Consider the following 16,776-nt stretch of genomic DNA (forward strand, 5'->3'; position numbering starts at 1 on the left):
TTTTTTTATATTATATCTAACAAAAGTTGATTTAATTATCAATTAAAAATAGCTTTATTGCCGTATTTTTTACTAAATTAAGTGCATAAATATGCAATAATTTTTTCTTTATACTTTTATTTATAGGATATTTTATTCATACAATATTTTAATTTTATAAGATATTTTGCGTGCAAATTCAAAACTTTGGAATTTTAATTGCTTACGATTTGCGCACTTCCGCCTCTCGTAAAATCAAGCACTGCACCTGCAAGATACGGCAACGAAACAAGATGAGCGTCTTTTTGCAAAGTCTCCAACGCATCTTCACGAGCCATAGCGATAATCTTTGCATCCTTAACAACTCGCAAAATCTTTAAACTCGAGCGACCACCCGACTGCTTATCGCCAAGAACATCGCCAACATTGCGCAATTCCAAATCTTTCTTAGCAATTACGGCACCATCTAGCGAATTTTCAACAACTTGCAAACGTTCTTGAGCAAGACTTCCATCCTCAGTTTGCGCAACCAAAAATGCCCAAGAATTCGTGCCACCACGCCCAACACGCCCACGCAATTGATGCAATTGCGCAAGACCAAAACGATCCGCATCAAAAATCACAATGCAACTCGCTTGAGGCACGTCAACACCGACCTCAATAACCGTTGTAGCAACAAGAACTTGCACATCTCCGCGCGCAAAACGTTCCATCGTTTCGCGTTTCGTAGCATCGTCGTCACGACCAGTAAGCTTAGCAAAAGTAACACCTTTAAATTGCGGCAAAGCTGAAAGCCGCTTCAAAATGCCATTAACTGTATGAAGTTTGCGCAAAGAATCTGCACTATTTTCTTCAGATTGATTAGATTGCACAGATTGCGAAACATCTTCAAAACCTTCAGATTCATCGCTAGCAAAATCCCTAGCAGAATCCCTATCAGAATCCCTACCAGAACCACTACCAGAACCATCACTAAAATCATCATCAATATGCGCGCAAACAACATACGCACGCTCACCTGCATCAATGCGAGCACGAATATGCGCAAACATTCTAGCCATAGTATTCGCATCTGCTTCTTGTACAACAAAAGTGCGAATAGGTTTTCTACCTCCAGGCAATTCAGTTAAATACGAAGCATCCAAATCGCCGAACCACGTCATAGCAGCAGAGCGCGGAATAGGCGTTGCAGTCATTACTAAAAGATGCGGAGTAAAAGCCTTTTCAGCACTATCATGCGAATCTACACTCATTTTGCGCAACAAAACATCGCGCTGCTCAACACCAAAACGATGTTGCTCGTCAATAATTACTAAAGCTAAATTAGTCGGCTTAAAAGTCGACGAGAACGCTGCATGAGTTGCAACAATAAGCGAAGGCTCTCCACTTGCAACACTCGCTAGCGCACGTCTGCGCTCCGCAAGTCTCATGCCGCCAGTTACGACGATTACAGGCACTTTTAGATTCGCGCGCGAAATCATTTGTCGCAAATTTTCGGCATGTTGAGACGCAAGAACTTGAGTAGGAGCCACAAGCACAGCCTGATAGCCTGATCCAACTGCCTCAAGCATTGCAGCGAGCGCAACAACTGTTTTTCCGGAACCAACTTCACCTTGAAGCAAGCGACGCATCGGATGGTGCTCACGCATGTCACGTACAATCTCATCAATTACATCTTTTTGACCATCAGTAAGCTCAAACGGCAAACTTTCCACAAATTCATTTCTTATAAGAGAATTATTACAGGATTTTGCGTGATTATCTTTAGAATCTTCACGAGATCGCAATACAGCTACTTGGGAAATAAAAGCTTCTTCATAGCGCAACGAGTCAACAGCTTTGTAAAATTCGTCAACTGATTGCGGATTATGAATTGAGTATATTGCTGACGCTCTAGTCATGAGGTTACGTTTTTTTAGCACTGATTCAGGCGTAATATCTGGGATTTGCAGGGATTCACTAGCGCAAGTTGCGGAATCTTTAGAATTTGCGCAAGCTGCGAAATCTTCAGAAGCTTCAGAAAGTGCGGAATCTTCAGAATCTTTAGAAAGTGCAGAAAGTATAGAAAGTATAGTTTCGTGAATATGCTCACTAGAGATTCGCGAATTTGCATGATAAACGGGCATAGGCGCGCTCATACGCGCCAAACCATCTTCCACGCTTCTTACAGTATCGCGAGATTGATGCAAGCTATCGCTTTCTTCTGCAGAAGATACGGTTAAAATTTGAGGATGCGTAAATTGCAATTTACCATTAAAAGCGCTAGACGTGCCGCCAACAACAACCATTTCGCCAACATGCATCTTTGCGGAAAGCCACTGAGCGTATTGACGATTTTTAGAAAAATAAATAAGTTGAGCTACTGCTTGCGTATCTTGCAAAACGTTAATTTCGATTCTAAAACCGCGACGAGCGTTCATAGGCACAACGTTAATTGACTGGACTTGCGCATAGAAAGCCACTTCTTCGCCAATTTTTACATCTTTTAAGTTCGCAATTCTCAATGGACTTGTGACTCTAAACGGGTAGTAAGTTAACGCGTCTTCGACTGTGACTATGCCCAAAGATTTTAATGCAGAAACGCGTCGCTTATTGCTGATTATTGTAGAAAGCGAAGTATGCATTTTGGCTGAGTTCGTGGGCGTATTTAGCATATTTCGATTATAAATCATTCGCAATCAGGAATATAACGCGCAAGCGAAAAATATGCAAATACAAAAAAGCCCCGAGCAATACTCAGGGCCTTACAATTTAAACGCAATACAATGCGCGAATCACGCCTCAACGCGCTGAACCTTGCCAGCCTTAATGCATTTCACGCACACACGAAGGCGAACGTTCTCGCCATCAATGGTGGTGCGAACCGGCTGAAGGTTCGGGCGGAAGGTGCGCTTATTGCGGATATGCGAATGTGAAACAGTGAAACCAGTCTGAGGTCCCTTGCCACATACTGCGCAACGAGCTGCCATAATTGGACTCCTATTTTCTTTGACTTGCAAGTCTTGCGTCATTCAAACACACGAACTACTTACGCAAATTACTTACGCACATTGCATAAACAAATAAGCACGCTTGAACGCACAACTGCACAAGTATATCACTTACCAAGACAATCCGCACGCACGAACTCAGTCTTTTCTTGTAAATCCTTAACTGTCTTGCATCCAAGAAGCGCCATAATCATCTTGATTTGCTTCTGCCAGTTATCAATTTGCAAAGAAAGCGCGTCCTCACCTTCATGCATAAGCGTATGCAAAAACTCGCCAGCAACACCAACTGCCGAAGCACCCAAAGCCAACGCGCGCACAACATCCAAAGGCGTGCGAACTCCTCCACTTGCAAAAATTTCCATATTTTTTAACGAATCACACTTGCGTATGTCAACTAGCGACTCAACAGTAGTAAGACCCCAATCAGCCAAATAATCACAGTCGCCTAAGTTCCTGCGAGCATTTTCTATTGTTACAAAATTAGTTCCGCCACGACCAGAAACATCTACAGTGCGCACTCCAACATCTTTAAGACGATGAACATCTTTAGCAGAAATTCCGCATCCAGTTTCCTTCACAATCACAGGCACTTTTAGATCTTCGCACGCATTGACAATAGACTCAATATTGCGCAACCAATTTCGAAAATCGCGATCGCCTTCTTGCATAACCAACTCTTGTGCAGCATTTAAATGCACTTGTAACGCATTCGCCTGAATCATGTTTACAGCACGCAATGCATCAGACGCGCTAGTTCCAGCGCTAACATTTGCCATCACAAATCCATGTGGATTTTCGCTTCTTATGACACTGAAAGTGCTGAGTAAAGTTTCGTCTCGAAGAGCAGCACTCAAAGATCCGCTCGCCATAGCAACAGAATTTTTTGCAGCAACTCTAGCAAGACTTGCATTCACTTTTTTAGCAGCGTCACTTCCGCCGGTCATTGCGTTAATATATATCGGCGAGCACCAATGCACAGAATCGCATACTTCGCTTCCTAGCACGTTCACGCTAGCGTCAATTTCTTCAAGCGCGACCTGTGGCAAAGCATTCGGCACAAAACGCACTTTGTCAAAATCTGAATCTGCACGAGTTTTATATTGCTTGTCTGCAAGCGCAATATGCGCGTCTTTTCGGTTTTGTATTGTGCAAGATTGAGCAGATTGCGCATTAGGCTCGCGACCCTCAGCAAACGCGTTTAATACAATATTTTCAGAAGGCTTACCAGTTCCAAAAATTTCCGTAACATCAATATTCAATGGCTTTATCCCATTGGCTTCCCAAGTAGATTTCATAGTTTCAATTACATTATTGTCATAAATTGTCGACAGCGCAATTGCGCAATCTCCCCCACCTGCACCGCTAGTTTTTGCAGGAATACCGGCACAAGTCGCAATTTCAATAAATTTTGCAAGTTCACGCGTTTCGATAACAGTTCCAGTAAGAGCACTTAATTTTTGCAACAACGCACGATTTTGAGCAAAACCGCTAGAAATTTCGCTTATTTCAAACTTTTCAATTGCGTGCGCAAGTTTTTGCACGCAAATCTCACTTTGTTTGCAAAAATCTTCGTAAGTAAAAGATTTAATTTTTTTGTCAAAAGCACTAGTTTCGACGCTACTTTCAGCATTACTTTCAACGTTACTTTCCGTACTAGTTTTAACGCTACTTTCTACGCTACTTACTAGCTTTGCGCTAGACGCAGGAGAACCAGTCCATCCGACTAAAAGTTTTAGCGACTTATCTGCATTTAAACGCTTAACTTCCAGGCGCGGCCACTTTTTGTGCAACAACTCACTGAAATCGGAGCATCCGGATTTTACTAGCGTAAGCTCAGCTTCAAGCCACTCGCGGTTATATGCGCGATACATAATCCAACCGCCATAAGAACTGGCGGCAACGTCTCCACCGCTTCCGGATTTTTTAACACTCGACGACGCAATTAACGCTAGCTTGCAAATTTCTGGAGTCGAAAGATTCAAATCATACCATTTGCACAACGCGCGAATAACCGCAACAATTACTGCAGCAGAAGATCCAAGACCGTATTTTCTACCAGTTTTTGCATCATCAAGTTCGCTAGAAATATGCACATTGTAACTTTTGCGGTTAATATTTGGCGCACATTCCTCACTAGCATAAGCGTCAACTACACTCATTGCTGCAAGCACATAAGCATATTTTCCGTCGTTTTGTATTTCAATACTTCCGTCGGATGCGCGCGCCCAAAGAAGCGGTTTATATTTTTCGCCATCTGAGGTAATTACACCACAATAATTTCTGCTACTAGGCGTATTTTTCTGCAAATTTTCGCGTAACTCTTCGTTTAAAGTTTCATCACTTACGCTAACCGTCACATAACGATTAACAGCAGCAACAATTGCAGCACAGCCGTCAACAACAGCATACTCGCCAGCAATATAAAGCTTTCCTGGGGCACTAGAGCGCACTTGAGTCATATTATCCGCCTATTTTAAACTCGTACTCACCGTCACAGCGTCACCTGGCAGCGCAATCGCAAATTTCGGCTCGCAATATTCTGTATTACAAAAAACGCTAGAATTACGCAAATCATCCTCAACTCGCGCACGCAACTGACACATTGCACGATAAGCATCATCTCCAGAAGTAAGCACCTTCACATTCGGACCAGCATCCATCGTAGACCACACCAGCCAACCATCTTTTCGCATATTTTTAACCGCTTCAAGCACAACATGCGTTTTGCTAGTCAAATAATTCACCGACGGAACAGCATTATGCATAGTTTCGTGCATTCCAAAAGCATTGCGCTCAACAACCTCTCCCAATTGCTCAATATCTGCTCGCTTAATTGCATCTTTAGCAATTTCAAGATCGTCTTTCGACTGCTCAACCCATTGCATATACGTTGGCGAAGTTTCAACCGTTCTGCGCATCGCTTCCCGGCTAGAAATCGGCTTTTTACTATCGTCCAAAGTAACAACAATCATAGCAAGGTTTAAATTTTTAAGCGCAACTTGTGCGTTTTCAATAGGCTCTGCGTAAGACGTTTCGTCGTCGCAACCTGCATGCCAAATTGAAAGTCCTCCAAAAATCGAACGACAAGCTGAGCCAGAACCACGTCTTGCAAGTCTAGAAAGTTCTCGTGGAGTTAGGTTTAATCCAGCAGCGTACGAGGCAGCAGACGCAAGAGCTGCAAAACCAGACGCGCTCGAAGCAAGACCGGCAGCAGTTGGCACAATATTATGCGAAACAACGCTTGCTTTCGTTGAAATTCCTGCAATTTCACGCACCAAATCGAGCATAGCGACTACGCGACGAAAAGTTTTTGCAGACGGCGAAATCTTTTCATTATCTAAAGTAAAAGTATCTTGTTCAAGATTATTCGCAAAACTTACGCTTGTAGTTGTAGACAAATCCGAAAGTGTGAGAGAAAGCGAGGAAGTATAAGGCAAAATCAGCTTTTCGTCGCGCTTACCCCAATACTTAATCAGCGCAATATTCGCGTTTGCTTTAGCAAAAGCTGAGTTGGGTGAAAGACTAGCGTCAAACGTTATTTTTGGCTGAATTTCAACATTTTGCATGCTGTTCCTTTTGCGGCAGATACGTAATTCTCGTTTGTTAATGTGCTAAGCAATATTTTAGCAAAACAGTGCGCACAAGCTTCTTTTATTTAAGCAACTGCAAAGTTTATGCCACATTTCAAGTAAAAATAAGATTCAATTTATTGCAGAATCACCTATATTCACAATCCACGTATCGCAAGCACCGGCATTTTTAAAAGCTTCACTCACTCGCTTAGCTGCATCCTCGCTATCAGCCAGCGCAATTACGCATCCTCCGCCACCTCCGCCAGTAAGCTTTGCACCCAACGCGCCATGTTGGCAAGCAGCATCTACCAGTGCGTCAAGTTTCGCAGTGCTTATGCCCAAATCAGCCAAAATACGGTGCGCGAAAGTCATTTGCTTACCCATATTTTCAATGCGACCAAACGCCAAATCATCTTCTGCAACAGCCGCAATCTCCCCCAATTTATTGAGCTGCGCTCCAACTTCAACAGGATTCGATTCCAAACGAGAACGCAAAGCTTCAACTGTTTCGCGAGTCATTCCTTTGCATCCAGAATCCGCCAAAACAAGCCACGCACGCATGTTAATTTCCATGCGATCAAAACAGCCACGACTAAAACGCACAGGCCAGGAAGCAGCAGTTGCAGTTGCATCCAAGCCTGAAGAACGCCCGTGAGCCACGCACTCAGCAGTCTGCGTCAACTTAAAAATCTCATCATCGCTAGCTGCAACGCCATAATAGTCAAGAATCGCACGAATTACAGCACCGGCAGCGGCAGCAGACGAGCCAAGACCTCGTTCTGCTGGAAAATCAGACTCAGTAAAAATGTGCAAATTCTCACCGCTCCACCCTGCAAACTCTAGCGACGCGCGGATTGCTGTTCGTATGCTATTAAAGCGCGCAGGAATTTCGGAAAGTTTGCCAGTAAAGTCAAGGCACGAAAGAATTATATGTGAGTCGAGATTCGTAGTAGATGCTGAAGATTCGCGCGGTGCAGGTGCTAAAGATTCGCGTGGTTCAGACGCTGAAGATTCGCACGAAGCAGGCGCTAAAGATTCGTTGCAACTAGTTACAACAGCGCGCATACGCAAGTTTTTAAGCGGCAAAGCTATTGCAGAATGGCCATAAACTACGGAATGTTCGCCGAAAAGAATAACCTTCGCGCAAGTTTCGCCGTAACCTTTGTGATTGCTGTATTTTATTGCGTTTTCGAGATTTGCACTTACGAGATTTTCGCTTACGAGATTTTCGCTTGAAAGATTTGCGCTTGCTGAATTCGTAATTGCGGAATTTTTACAAGCATACTCTTCGTCATTGCGAATAGCAGATATGCTGGCATCTTGCGCTTTTGCGTTCATACTAAGCTCGTCAGCCAGTTCATATTTGCTTTTCAGCACAGTTTGTATCTCCTTTATAATTCGCAATTTTCCAACTGTTCCAATTTAGTAGAGTAGAACTTAAAAAACTACGTTACGCACGTGACACTTACAACACATTCACATTTGGAAACGGCAGAAACTGCGCAGCTGTGTAAAGTAAAGGTCGGCTACGCGCCAAAAACGGCAGAAACTTTACGCGAGTGTAAAGGAAAAGTCGGATACGCGCGAAAATGCGGCAGAAAGTTTACACGAGTGTAAAGTTTTGGTCGGATACGCGCCAACAAACGGCAGAAACTGCGCAGCTGTGTAAAGAAACGGTCGGATGCGCGCGAAAAAACGGCAGAAACTGTGCAGTCGCGTAAAGAAAAGGTCGCGCGGGGAATAGAAATGTAAAACCGACCAGCGCGCACCAATAAAAAACTCTGCGCAGCATCGCAATGAGAAAACTCAATGCAACACAAACGCAGAGCTAATGCTTAAGTTCAATCCACATGTATTACAAGCAGAAAACCACTAAAAGCAAGAATCTGCTTGCTGCAACATGTTTTGTAAAATTCACAAAGCTACTTACTCAGCCACAACCTTAACAGTGAAGGAAGCGGTGATTTCCGGATGCAACGTTACGGTTGCTGGGAACTCACCAGTGGTCTTAATAGTAGCAACCTTAATTGCGCGAGCCTCAACTTGAGCCTTGGAAGCCAAAGCAGCAGCAATCTTATCGGCAGAAACGCCACCGAAAAGCTTGCCGGATTCGGAAACCTTAGCAGAAAGCTCCACAACGGTGCCTTCAATCTGAGCCTTAGCTGCAACTGCCTCTTCACGAGTGGCAACAGCCTTGGCAAGACGAGCGCGACGCATTGCTTCAATCTGGGAAGCAGCACCCTTGTTCCATGCAAAAGCAAGACCCTGAGGAATCAGGTAGTTGCGTGCATAGCCAGCCTTAACTTCAACAACGTCACCAGAGTGACCGAGGTTGGCAACAGTCTTGGTAAGAATAACCTTGGTTTCAGCCATATTCCTATCCTCTCAATCAGCGACCGGTAGTGGCGTAAGGAAGCAAAGCCATTTCGCGAGCGTTCTTCACTGCCTTCGCGATCTTGCGCTGTTCCTGCACGGTTACGCCGGTGATACGACGGGAACGAATCTTGCCGCGGTCAGAAACGAACTTGCGCAGCAAAGCAACGTCTTTATAATCAATTTCAGTAATCTTGGCAGCCTTCAAAGGATTTGGCTTCTTTTTGAAAGGCTTGACCGGTGGTTGCGGCCTTTTGCGTGACATAAGATGTCCTCTCTCAAATCCGTTATGCTTTTTGTTCGCATAACATTTAACTGATGATGTATTTATAAGGATTAAGTAAGCGCGTAAATAAATGCGTAAATAAGTGCGTAAATAAACAAATAAATACGCTATCTATAGCTCAACTAAAACGCTAGAACTCAGGTTCTTCAGAATCGCCACCAAAATCAGAATTGGCGCCGAAAGTTGAAAAACTATCGTTTGTTGGCGCAGCAGCACTCCATGGATCAGCAGCTGAAGAACTTGCGGCATGCTGAGAAGCCTGGCTAGCAGCATAATTTGCTCCGCCAGCATAACCTGCACCAGCAGCACCAGCAACTGTACCAGCAGCATTTACTGCACGCGAGCCACCAGCAAAACCTGTTGAAGAGCTTTGGCGGTTAACTTGCGCAGTTGCATAACGCAAAGATGGACCAATTTCGTCAACTGTAAGTTCAACAACTGTGCGATTCGAGCCGTCTTGCGCTTGATACGAACGCTGCGACAACCTGCCTTGAGCAATCACGCGCGTGCCTTTAGAAAGGCTGTTTGCACAATGTTCTGCCAAGTCTCTCCACGCTGAGCAACGCATAAATAATGCAGGCCCGTCCTCGAACTGATTCGTATTACGATTAAACGTTCTAGGTGTGGATGCAATGGTAAAGCTCGCAACAGAAGCACCGTTGGAAAGTGCCCTTAATTCAGGATCCGAAGTGAGATTTCCCACGACGGTAATAATTGTTTCACCTGCCATATCGTGCCTTTTCTTTCTCGCTTTACTCGTAATCGCATGTTAGCAATTACTGGCAATTTTGTGCGCAACTTATGCGCGGTTGTTTACGTATTTATTTAGCTTAACTAGTTTTTATTTAATTCACTAGATCACTAGAGCTTACTTAGTTTTATTTAATCACTAGAGCTTACTTAGTTTTGCTAGTTTTTACTTAGCGTCCTTGCGAAGAATCTTCGTGCGGATTACAGATTCGTTAAGGTTCAAAACACGGTCAAGTTCGTCACTTACAGATGGCTCGGCAGTGTAGTTCACCACAACGTAGTTACCTTCGGTTTTGCCTTCAATTTCGTAGGCAAACTTGCGGCGACCCCAGTAATCGGTACCGTCAACGGAACCGCCCTCGTTGGTGACAAGCTCAAGATACTGCTCGGTCAACTTCTTAAGACCGTGCTCATCCAGCTCAGGATTTGCAATGAACATCAGTTCATACTTATGTGCAGACATCACCCACCTCCTTCGGACTATCGGCTGTGGACCTTCCACAGCAGGAGTGTGTTTGCAAAATATGCGCGATATGTTTGATGGCAAGCACCAAAACCGCACACAACTTTGCTATTTTACAGCACGCTCGTGACGACGAGAATTACGCGCTTAAACGATGGTGTCAGGCGGCAGAAAGTTTACGCGCGTGTAAAGTTTCGGTCGGCTACGCGCGAAAAAACGGCAAAAAGTTTACAGCGCTGTCAAGAAACGGTCGGCTACGCGCGAAAAAACGGCAGAAAGTTTACAGCTACGTAAAGGAAAAGTCGCGAAAAAGCGAAATAGCGGCAGAAACTTTACAGCGGCGTAAAGTTTCGGTCGGATACGCGCGAAAAAACGGCAGAAAGTTTACAGCGGCGTAAAGTTTCGGTCGGATACGCGCGAAAAAAACGGCAAAAACTTTACAGTAGCGTAAAGAAACGGTCGGATACGCGCCAAAAGGTGGCAGAAACTGTGCAGCGGCGTGAAAAAACGGTCGGATACGCGCGAAAAAACGGCAAAAACTTTACAGCAGCGTAAAGGAAAAGTCGCGAAAGAGCGCAAAGTTACGCAGAACGCGCACGCATCGCCTATTTTCCAATAATTCTAGGCACTCCAACAGATGCAAGTTTCTTCTCAAGCTTCCTAGGATCAAGAATATCCGAGTAATTAAAGCGCACGATTTTATTTACGCCGCATTCCTTCATAAGCAATACCTCACGTTCCGCTTGTTTGTCGATATTCTTATGAATAACACTCTGGTTTCGCGATTCGAATAAATTTTTATTGTCTTCTGAAGAATTAAGATTCACATTCTTATATTGCGCATCATCTGTATCAATGTAGTATTTCGAATACCCGTCAAACTCCCCAACAATCAACTCCCCATTATTCAGACTCCACAAAAAGTCGCAACGATACTTCAAATTTACATGTGGAATCTCAAACTCACGCTGTAATTCTGGTATCATAAATCCCAAATTAATCATTGTCCCCCGAGCTAAGGATTCACCAGCGTTCTCGCTAAGACCATTTGCAAAGAAGCAAAGCTTACATAATTTAGCCAACTTTTTTTGTTCGCACTCAAAAATTTGCTCAAAAGACAATGAAAAACTAGTCCCACCATTCGTTTTTGCATAGTTTCGCAAGTCATCCAAATAAGCGTAATTCCTTGTATGATGGCGTTGGTTTTTGTGTAAACTGATATTCGCACACGTTTCATTATTTGCAATCTCGCTATTACAAGCGACGTCACTCAAGTTATTTTTGTAATCGCAGTTATTCTTGCAATTATAATTATTCTTGTAATTACAGCTATTCTTGCAATCGCAGTATCGACTTTTGCAAATTTCGATCACTCTGCTTAAATTCACATTATCTCGCGCTGCTGAATCGAAAATAGGCAAAGCAAATCTAAATGAGTAATTATTAGCAACGTCAAACAACATAGTGCTTTTATCTACCAAGTGACTTTTTATTTCTTCAGTCACGCAATCGCTTGCATGTGGAAGCTTCATTAATTGCCCAGTACTGTTATTCTCACGCGTTAAAATGCGGACATCGTCGCTCATACCATTCTGTTCGTAACCTGCGGAAGGGATAACTTTCAGTTGATTGTTATACTTGCTTGATTTTCGCTTGTTGCTTCGAATATAAATTTTAATATCTTTTGCATCCGCACAATTTTTCTTTTCGCTAAGAAAAGTATTATCATAGCAATTTTTTTCGCTGTCATAATCTTTCATAACTTGATACCCAAGAAGTGCCGAGGCAGTCGAAGCTGTTAATTTACAATCGGGGTGCGATTCAATAATAGATAACGCAATATGACGTATTTTTTCAGCTTCGTAAAGATTATTCCAATATTCTTTACGCATGTAAAGATTTTTGTACACGCGCACAGCTTCTCCACGTTGCGACGACCTTTGAACTGCTTTTCTTTCAGCATTAGTTTTCGGGGCGAAGCAACGCTTATTTTGTTCGCTATTCGAAAATAAATCGTTTATATAAAAATTATTCATAATGCAAGGTTATTAAAGCCTTATTCGTACGTAAATAAATTTCTTGCATTGTGGATAAAAGGTACGGAAAGAAGGTGCGGAAAGAAAGTGCGGAATTGGCAGGTGGCGGCAGAAAGTTTACGAGGGTGTACAGAAAAAGTCGGCTACGCGCTAAAAAGCGGCAGAAAGTTTACAGCGACGTAAAGGAAAAGTCGTATACGCGCTAAAAAACGACAGAAACTGTGCAGCTGTGTAAAGGAAAGGTCGCGAAAAGACGGAATAGCGGCAGAAAGTTTACAGCGGCGTAAAGGAAAAGTCGGATACGAGCGAAAAAACGGCAAAAACTGTGCAGCGGCGTAAAGAAACGGTCGGATACGCGGCAAAAAGCGGCAGAAAGTTTACACGGGAGTAAAGGAACGGTCGGATGCGTGACAAAAAACGGCAGAAAGTTTACGTGGGCGCGGAAAGAAGGTGCGGAATTGGCAGGTAGCGGCAGAAAGTTTACACGAGAGTAAAGGAAAAGTCGGTTGCGCGGCAAAAAGCGGCAGAAAGTTTACAGCGACGTAAAGGAAAGGTCGGATACGCGCCAAAAAACGGCAGAAAGTTTACAGGCGTGTACAGAAAAGGTCGGATGCGCGCGAAAAAACGGCAAAAAGTTTACGTGGGCGCGAACAGAAGGAGGGAGCAGAAAGTACGAAACCGGAAGAAACGGCAGAAACTGTGCAGCGGTGTAAAGGAAAAGTCGCGAAAAGGCGGAATAGCGGCAAAAAGTTTACAGCGGCGTAAAGAAAAAGTCGGATGCATGACAAAAGGCGGCAGAAAGTTTACACGGGAGTAAAGGAACGGTCGGATGCGCGCGAAAAAACGACAGAAACTTTACAGGCGTGTACAGAAAAAGTCGGATGCACGGCAAAAAACGGCAGAAACTGTGCAGCCGTGTAAAGGAACGGTCGCGAAAAGGCGGAATAGCGGCAAAAACTTTACAAGGGCGCAGACAGAAGCACAGACAGAAAGTGCGGAACGGCAGGTGGCGGCAGAAAGTTTACAAGGGCGGACAAACGGAGCGAACAGAAAGCGCAAGCAGAGTACGGAACCAGAAGAAACGGCAGAAAGTTTACACGGGAGTAAAGGAACGGTCGGATACGCGGCAAAAGGCGGCAGAAAGTTTACAAGGGCGGACAAACGGAGCGAACAGAAAGCGCAAGCAGAGTACGGAACCAGAAGAAACGGCAAAAAGTTTACAGCGGCGTAAAGAAACGGTCGGTAAAAGGCGGAATAGCGACAGAAACTTTACAGCGGCGTAAAGAAACGGTCGGATACGCGCCAAAAAACGGCAAAAAGTTTACGTGAGTGCGAACAGAAGGAGCGAGCAGAAGTGCGGAACCGGAAGAAACGGCAGAAACTGCGCAGCGGAGTAAAGAAACGGTCGCGAAAGAGCGGAATAGCGACAGAAACTTTACAGCGGCGTAAAGGAAAAGTCGCGAAAAGGCGGAATAGCGGCAAAAAGTTTACACGAGAGTAAAGAAACGGTCGGCTACACGCGAAAAAACGGCAAAAACTTTACGAGGGCGCGGAAAGAAGGTACGAACGCGGTGAATGCAAGCGTACAGAACACAAATTGTTATAAAAAAAAACTTAGTCTAGCGCACCTTTTAGCACACTAGACTAAGTAATTCACAGTAAAATCGACTCAACGATCAACCATAAGACAAAGCTTAAAATGATTCATCGCTGAATCAGCTTTTAGCTTAGTGACGGATCTTGCGAAGAGCAGCACCCATGCCAGCAAGCACAGAAGCAGCAACAGCAGCCATAGCTACAGCAGCACCGCTCTTAGGAAGCTGAGCGGCAGCAGAGGCAGATGCACCGTTTGCGTCAGCAGCAGCATTGTTCTTGTTGTTCTGCTGAGCAGAAGCCTTGGCATCCTTACCCTTCTGAGCAGCAGCCTGAACTTCCTTACCAAACTTACCACTCACAGCAGCAGCATAAAGCTCCTTAGCACCTGGAACAGGGTTGAAGCTCAAATCCAAAGGATCAGCAGTCGTAACTGGTGGCAACAAGGATGGGTTCACACCAGCAGCGACAGCTGCATTGTAGGCATCCTTGTAAGCCTGCAAAGCAGCCTCATAAACAGCCTTAGCAGCAAGAGCAGCTGCCTTAGTGTCATTGTACTTAGTCTCAGCTTCACCATAAGCAGTATTTGCGCGCTCCCAATGAGCAGCAGCACGATCCACGGCATCAGCTAAACGCTGCCTCTTAGCAGAATCATTCACACCAGAAGCATCGAATGCATCCAAAGCAGCCTGAGCAGCCTGCCAAGCAGCATAACGAGCATTCAACTCAGCCTGAGCCTTACGGTAAGCATCCTTAGCGGCATAGAAAGCCTTCTTAGCCTTAGCGAAATCGTTATCAGCATTCTGCAAAGTCTTAGCGGCATCGCGAACATTATCGATAGCTTCCTGCTTCTTATCAGGATCTGGAGTTGCGCAAGACTCTGCATCCTTAGCAGCAAGATACTTAACACTAAGCTCGTTCACCTTAGCCTGCTGAGTATCCTTAGCAGTCTTAGAAGCAACATAAGCATTACGCTTAGCAGCAAAAGCACGAAGAGCATCAGCCTCGCCAGACTTAATATCCTGTTTAATTGCCTTATCAAAAAGTTGGATACTAGTATCAGCGTTCACCTTGTAATAGGAATTGACAGTCTTACCAGCTGCTGGTGTGATAGTTGGCACATTACCAGTAGCATCCTCAGAAACAGTCATCTTATCCAAAACAGCTTTAGCAGCAGCATACTCATCGTAAGCAGCCTTAGTAGCAGCCTTAGCAACGCTCATGACTTGTGGATTAGCTGGGCAAGCAGCCATTGCTGGAGCAGCAAAAGCGAAACCAGAGAGGAGGGTGGCGCCAGCAGCGAATGCGGCGATAGCCTTCTTATTCAACATAATATTTTCCTTTCTTCTTCTCCTTCGCACTAGGGTATGCGAAGAAAAATTTGCCATTTGCGGTTTCCCGCTCGTACCAGTGAACTAGGGATTCAACCGGTAACTGAGTTAAAACTTACCGCAAGCTCTCAGAAAACTCAACACTAAAATTCAGATTTCTAAGCGCCAAAAATACAAAAATCTTGATAAATATTAGTTATATTCATTAAAAAGCAGAAATATTTACGGCACTTTTCTGTATTTTTTGATAAAAATTACGCGACACGCCATATACTGGATTTTTTTAATGTTTTTTCAGCTTTCTTTAAGGTTTGAGTTTTGCAATTGCTCAAATGCCTTATAAAACAAGGAAAAACGCAATATTTAAGCATTGACGCGCTTTAAGCAAAACTAAGAACCAAACACACATCAAACACAAAAAATGCCCGAGCAAACAAGTAAACAACTCACTCGGGCATTAAAATCAAACTTCGCAAAAACCACTAATCAAGCAAATCGTCAGAATCTTCAGAATTTGCTAAATCGTCACCATTAGACGCATCAAGAACATCTCGCTCGTCAATAACAGGAGCCAAAACCAAATCCTTCACAAGCTCACGCGTGCGAAGTTGAGAATCAGCATCCAAACCATCGTCAGTAATAACAGTATCAACCTGATCAAAACGAGCAAACAGCGAAAGCGACGTGCAACTCCATTTAGTATGATCCGTCAAAATAATCGTGCGATCCGCAATATCCATTAACGCCATATCCGTAGCAGCTTCCAAAGAATTCGGCATAAGGAATCCGCGAGGAAGAGACACCGAGTGCGTGCCAAGAAAAACAGTATTCACGCGAAGAGAAGCCACAACCTTATCTGCAATAGGACCGACCAGCGAATTAGAGCGCGTAATCACGCCGCCAGTAACAATAACCTCAACATCCTTAGACTCAAGCGCTTGCACAAGCTCCGCAACAGGAATCGAATTAGTCAAAATCGTAATGCCAGAAGCCCTGCGCGACTCAAGCAAATGCTGCGCAAACACATAAGCAGTGGTGCCGCCGCCAATAGCAATCACATCCCCCGGAGAAACGTAGTCCACAGCCAAACGCGCAATTGCATCCTTCAAGCCAATGTCCATTTGCGACTTTACAGAAAACAGCGGCTCCGAAAGCAAAGTATTAGTCGTTACAGCGCCGCCGTGAACGCGCTTTAAAAGACCGCGATCCGAAAGCTCGGCAATATCCCTGCGAACCGTCATAGCAGAAACGTTCAGCTCTTTAGAAAGCGCAGTAATGCGAACAGCACCGCGCGTGCGAAGACGGCTTAAAATCAAATGTTGACGCTGCGAAGAAATCATACGAACATTATCGCACACGTAAACGCAAAAAACAAACGTAATTGAGCGTTTTAATGCCTTAAA

Annotated in this window: 14 protein-coding genes; 2 read left to right on the forward strand and 12 right to left on the reverse strand. The window is 44.3% G+C overall.

The features are described 5' to 3' along the window. Positions 1 to 194: 194 nt before the first annotated feature. From HXT34_RS04660 to rpsF, 9 genes are all read right to left on the reverse strand, one after another. A complete protein-coding gene (locus tag HXT34_RS04660; protein ID WP_421784602.1) occupies positions 195 to 2,651 on the reverse strand; it encodes an ATP-dependent DNA helicase RecG in 2,457 nt (818 codons plus the stop codon). Positions 2,652 to 2,753: 102 nt separating this feature from the next. Beyond that, positions 2,754 to 2,948 (reverse strand): 50S ribosomal protein L28, encoded by a 195-nt coding sequence (rpmB, locus tag HXT34_RS04665; protein ID WP_012913853.1) that lies wholly within the window; start codon positions 2,946 to 2,948, stop codon positions 2,754 to 2,756. Positions 2,949 to 3,076: 128 nt separating this feature from the next. After that, positions 3,077 to 5,428 carry a type 2 isopentenyl-diphosphate Delta-isomerase gene (gene fni / locus HXT34_RS04670; protein WP_421784605.1) on the reverse strand — a complete coding sequence of 784 codons (2,352 nt, stop codon included), beginning with the start codon at positions 5,426 to 5,428 and terminating at the stop codon, positions 3,077 to 3,079. A 9-nt stretch (positions 5,429 to 5,437) separates the two neighbouring features. After that, positions 5,438 to 6,535, reverse strand: coding sequence for a diphosphomevalonate decarboxylase (gene mvaD, locus HXT34_RS04675; protein WP_421784607.1), 1,098 nt, complete (start codon positions 6,533 to 6,535; stop codon positions 5,438 to 5,440). Between the two features lie 135 nt (positions 6,536 to 6,670). Next, a complete protein-coding gene (gene mvk / locus HXT34_RS04680; RefSeq protein WP_421784609.1) occupies positions 6,671 to 7,918 on the reverse strand; it encodes a mevalonate kinase in 1,248 nt (415 codons plus the stop codon). A gap of 549 nt (positions 7,919 to 8,467) precedes the next feature. Next, positions 8,468 to 8,914: a 50S ribosomal protein L9 gene (gene rplI / locus HXT34_RS04685; protein WP_004105397.1), complete on the reverse strand. Its 447-nt coding sequence runs from the start codon at positions 8,912 to 8,914 to the stop codon at positions 8,468 to 8,470. A 16-nt stretch (positions 8,915 to 8,930) separates the two neighbouring features. Further along, positions 8,931 to 9,179 carry a 30S ribosomal protein S18 gene (gene rpsR / locus HXT34_RS04690; RefSeq protein WP_004105399.1) on the reverse strand — a complete coding sequence of 83 codons (249 nt, stop codon included), beginning with the start codon at positions 9,177 to 9,179 and terminating at the stop codon, positions 8,931 to 8,933. Between the two features lie 151 nt (positions 9,180 to 9,330). Next, positions 9,331 to 9,930 carry a single-stranded DNA-binding protein gene (locus tag HXT34_RS04695; protein WP_419398920.1) on the reverse strand — a complete coding sequence of 200 codons (600 nt, stop codon included), beginning with the start codon at positions 9,928 to 9,930 and terminating at the stop codon, positions 9,331 to 9,333. 186 nt (positions 9,931 to 10,116) lie between these two features. Then, positions 10,117 to 10,413 (reverse strand): 30S ribosomal protein S6, encoded by a 297-nt coding sequence (gene rpsF / locus HXT34_RS04700; RefSeq protein WP_004574062.1) that lies wholly within the window; start codon positions 10,411 to 10,413, stop codon positions 10,117 to 10,119. A 77-nt stretch (positions 10,414 to 10,490) separates the two neighbouring features. Between rpsF and HXT34_RS04705 the strand changes: the two genes are divergently transcribed. Beyond that, complete coding sequence (locus tag HXT34_RS04705) at positions 10,491 to 10,811, forward strand: hypothetical protein (protein WP_421784611.1); 321 nt, start codon at positions 10,491 to 10,493, stop codon at positions 10,809 to 10,811. 207 nt (positions 10,812 to 11,018) lie between these two features. Here the strand turns inward: HXT34_RS04705 and HXT34_RS04710 are convergent, their stop codons facing one another. Then, entirely contained in the window at positions 11,019 to 12,323 is a 1,305-nt protein-coding gene (locus tag HXT34_RS04710) for an AMP-dependent synthetase (RefSeq protein WP_421784614.1), read from the reverse strand. Positions 12,324 to 13,278: 955 nt separating this feature from the next. On the opposite strand from HXT34_RS04710, the gene HXT34_RS04715 reads away from it, so the two are divergent. Further along, complete coding sequence (locus HXT34_RS04715; RefSeq protein ID WP_421784616.1) at positions 13,279 to 13,680, forward strand: hypothetical protein; 402 nt, start codon at positions 13,279 to 13,281, stop codon at positions 13,678 to 13,680. A 496-nt stretch (positions 13,681 to 14,176) separates the two neighbouring features. Here the strand turns inward: HXT34_RS04715 and HXT34_RS04720 are convergent, their stop codons facing one another. Further along, entirely contained in the window at positions 14,177 to 15,373 is a 1,197-nt protein-coding gene (locus HXT34_RS04720; RefSeq protein ID WP_421784618.1) for a hypothetical protein, read from the reverse strand. A 482-nt stretch (positions 15,374 to 15,855) separates the two neighbouring features. Next, complete coding sequence (locus HXT34_RS04725) at positions 15,856 to 16,713, reverse strand: DeoR/GlpR family DNA-binding transcription regulator (RefSeq protein ID WP_064621441.1); 858 nt, start codon at positions 16,711 to 16,713, stop codon at positions 15,856 to 15,858. Positions 16,714 to 16,776: the final 63 nt, after the last annotated feature.

Source organism: Gardnerella sp. DNF00983 (assembly GCF_049244265.1).
GTDB lineage: Bacteria > Actinomycetota > Actinomycetes > Actinomycetales > Bifidobacteriaceae > Bifidobacterium > Bifidobacterium vaginale_J.

Bases quoted from the DNA above. Each gene is read 5' to 3' on its own strand.
- HXT34_RS04660 (WP_421784602.1), bottom strand. From the start codon at position 2,651: ATGATTTATAATCGAAATATGCTAAATACGCCCACGAACTCAGCCAAA.
- rpmB (WP_012913853.1), bottom strand. From the start codon at position 2,948: ATGGCAGCTCGTTGCGCAGTATGTGGCAAGGGACCTCAGACTGGTTTC.
- fni (WP_421784605.1), bottom strand. From the start codon at position 5,428: ATGACTCAAGTGCGCTCTAGTGCCCCAGGAAAGCTTTATATTGCTGGC.
- mvaD (WP_421784607.1), bottom strand. From the start codon at position 6,535: ATGCAAAATGTTGAAATTCAGCCAAAAATAACGTTTGACGCTAGTCTT.
- rplI (WP_004105397.1), bottom strand. From the start codon at position 8,914: ATGGCTGAAACCAAGGTTATTCTTACCAAGACTGTTGCCAACCTCGGT.
- rpsR (WP_004105399.1), bottom strand. From the start codon at position 9,179: ATGTCACGCAAAAGGCCGCAACCACCGGTCAAGCCTTTCAAAAAGAAG.
- HXT34_RS04695 (WP_419398920.1), bottom strand. From the start codon at position 9,930: ATGGCAGGTGAAACAATTATTACCGTCGTGGGAAATCTCACTTCGGAT.
- rpsF (WP_004574062.1), bottom strand. From the start codon at position 10,413: ATGTCTGCACATAAGTATGAACTGATGTTCATTGCAAATCCTGAGCTG.
- HXT34_RS04705 (WP_421784611.1), top strand. From the start codon at position 10,491: ATGGCAAGCACCAAAACCGCACACAACTTTGCTATTTTACAGCACGCT.
- HXT34_RS04715 (WP_421784616.1), top strand. From the start codon at position 13,279: ATGCGCGCGAAAAAACGACAGAAACTTTACAGGCGTGTACAGAAAAAG.
- HXT34_RS04720 (WP_421784618.1), bottom strand. From the start codon at position 15,373: ATGTTGAATAAGAAGGCTATCGCCGCATTCGCTGCTGGCGCCACCCTC.
- HXT34_RS04725 (WP_064621441.1), bottom strand. From the start codon at position 16,713: ATGATTTCTTCGCAGCGTCAACATTTGATTTTAAGCCGTCTTCGCACG.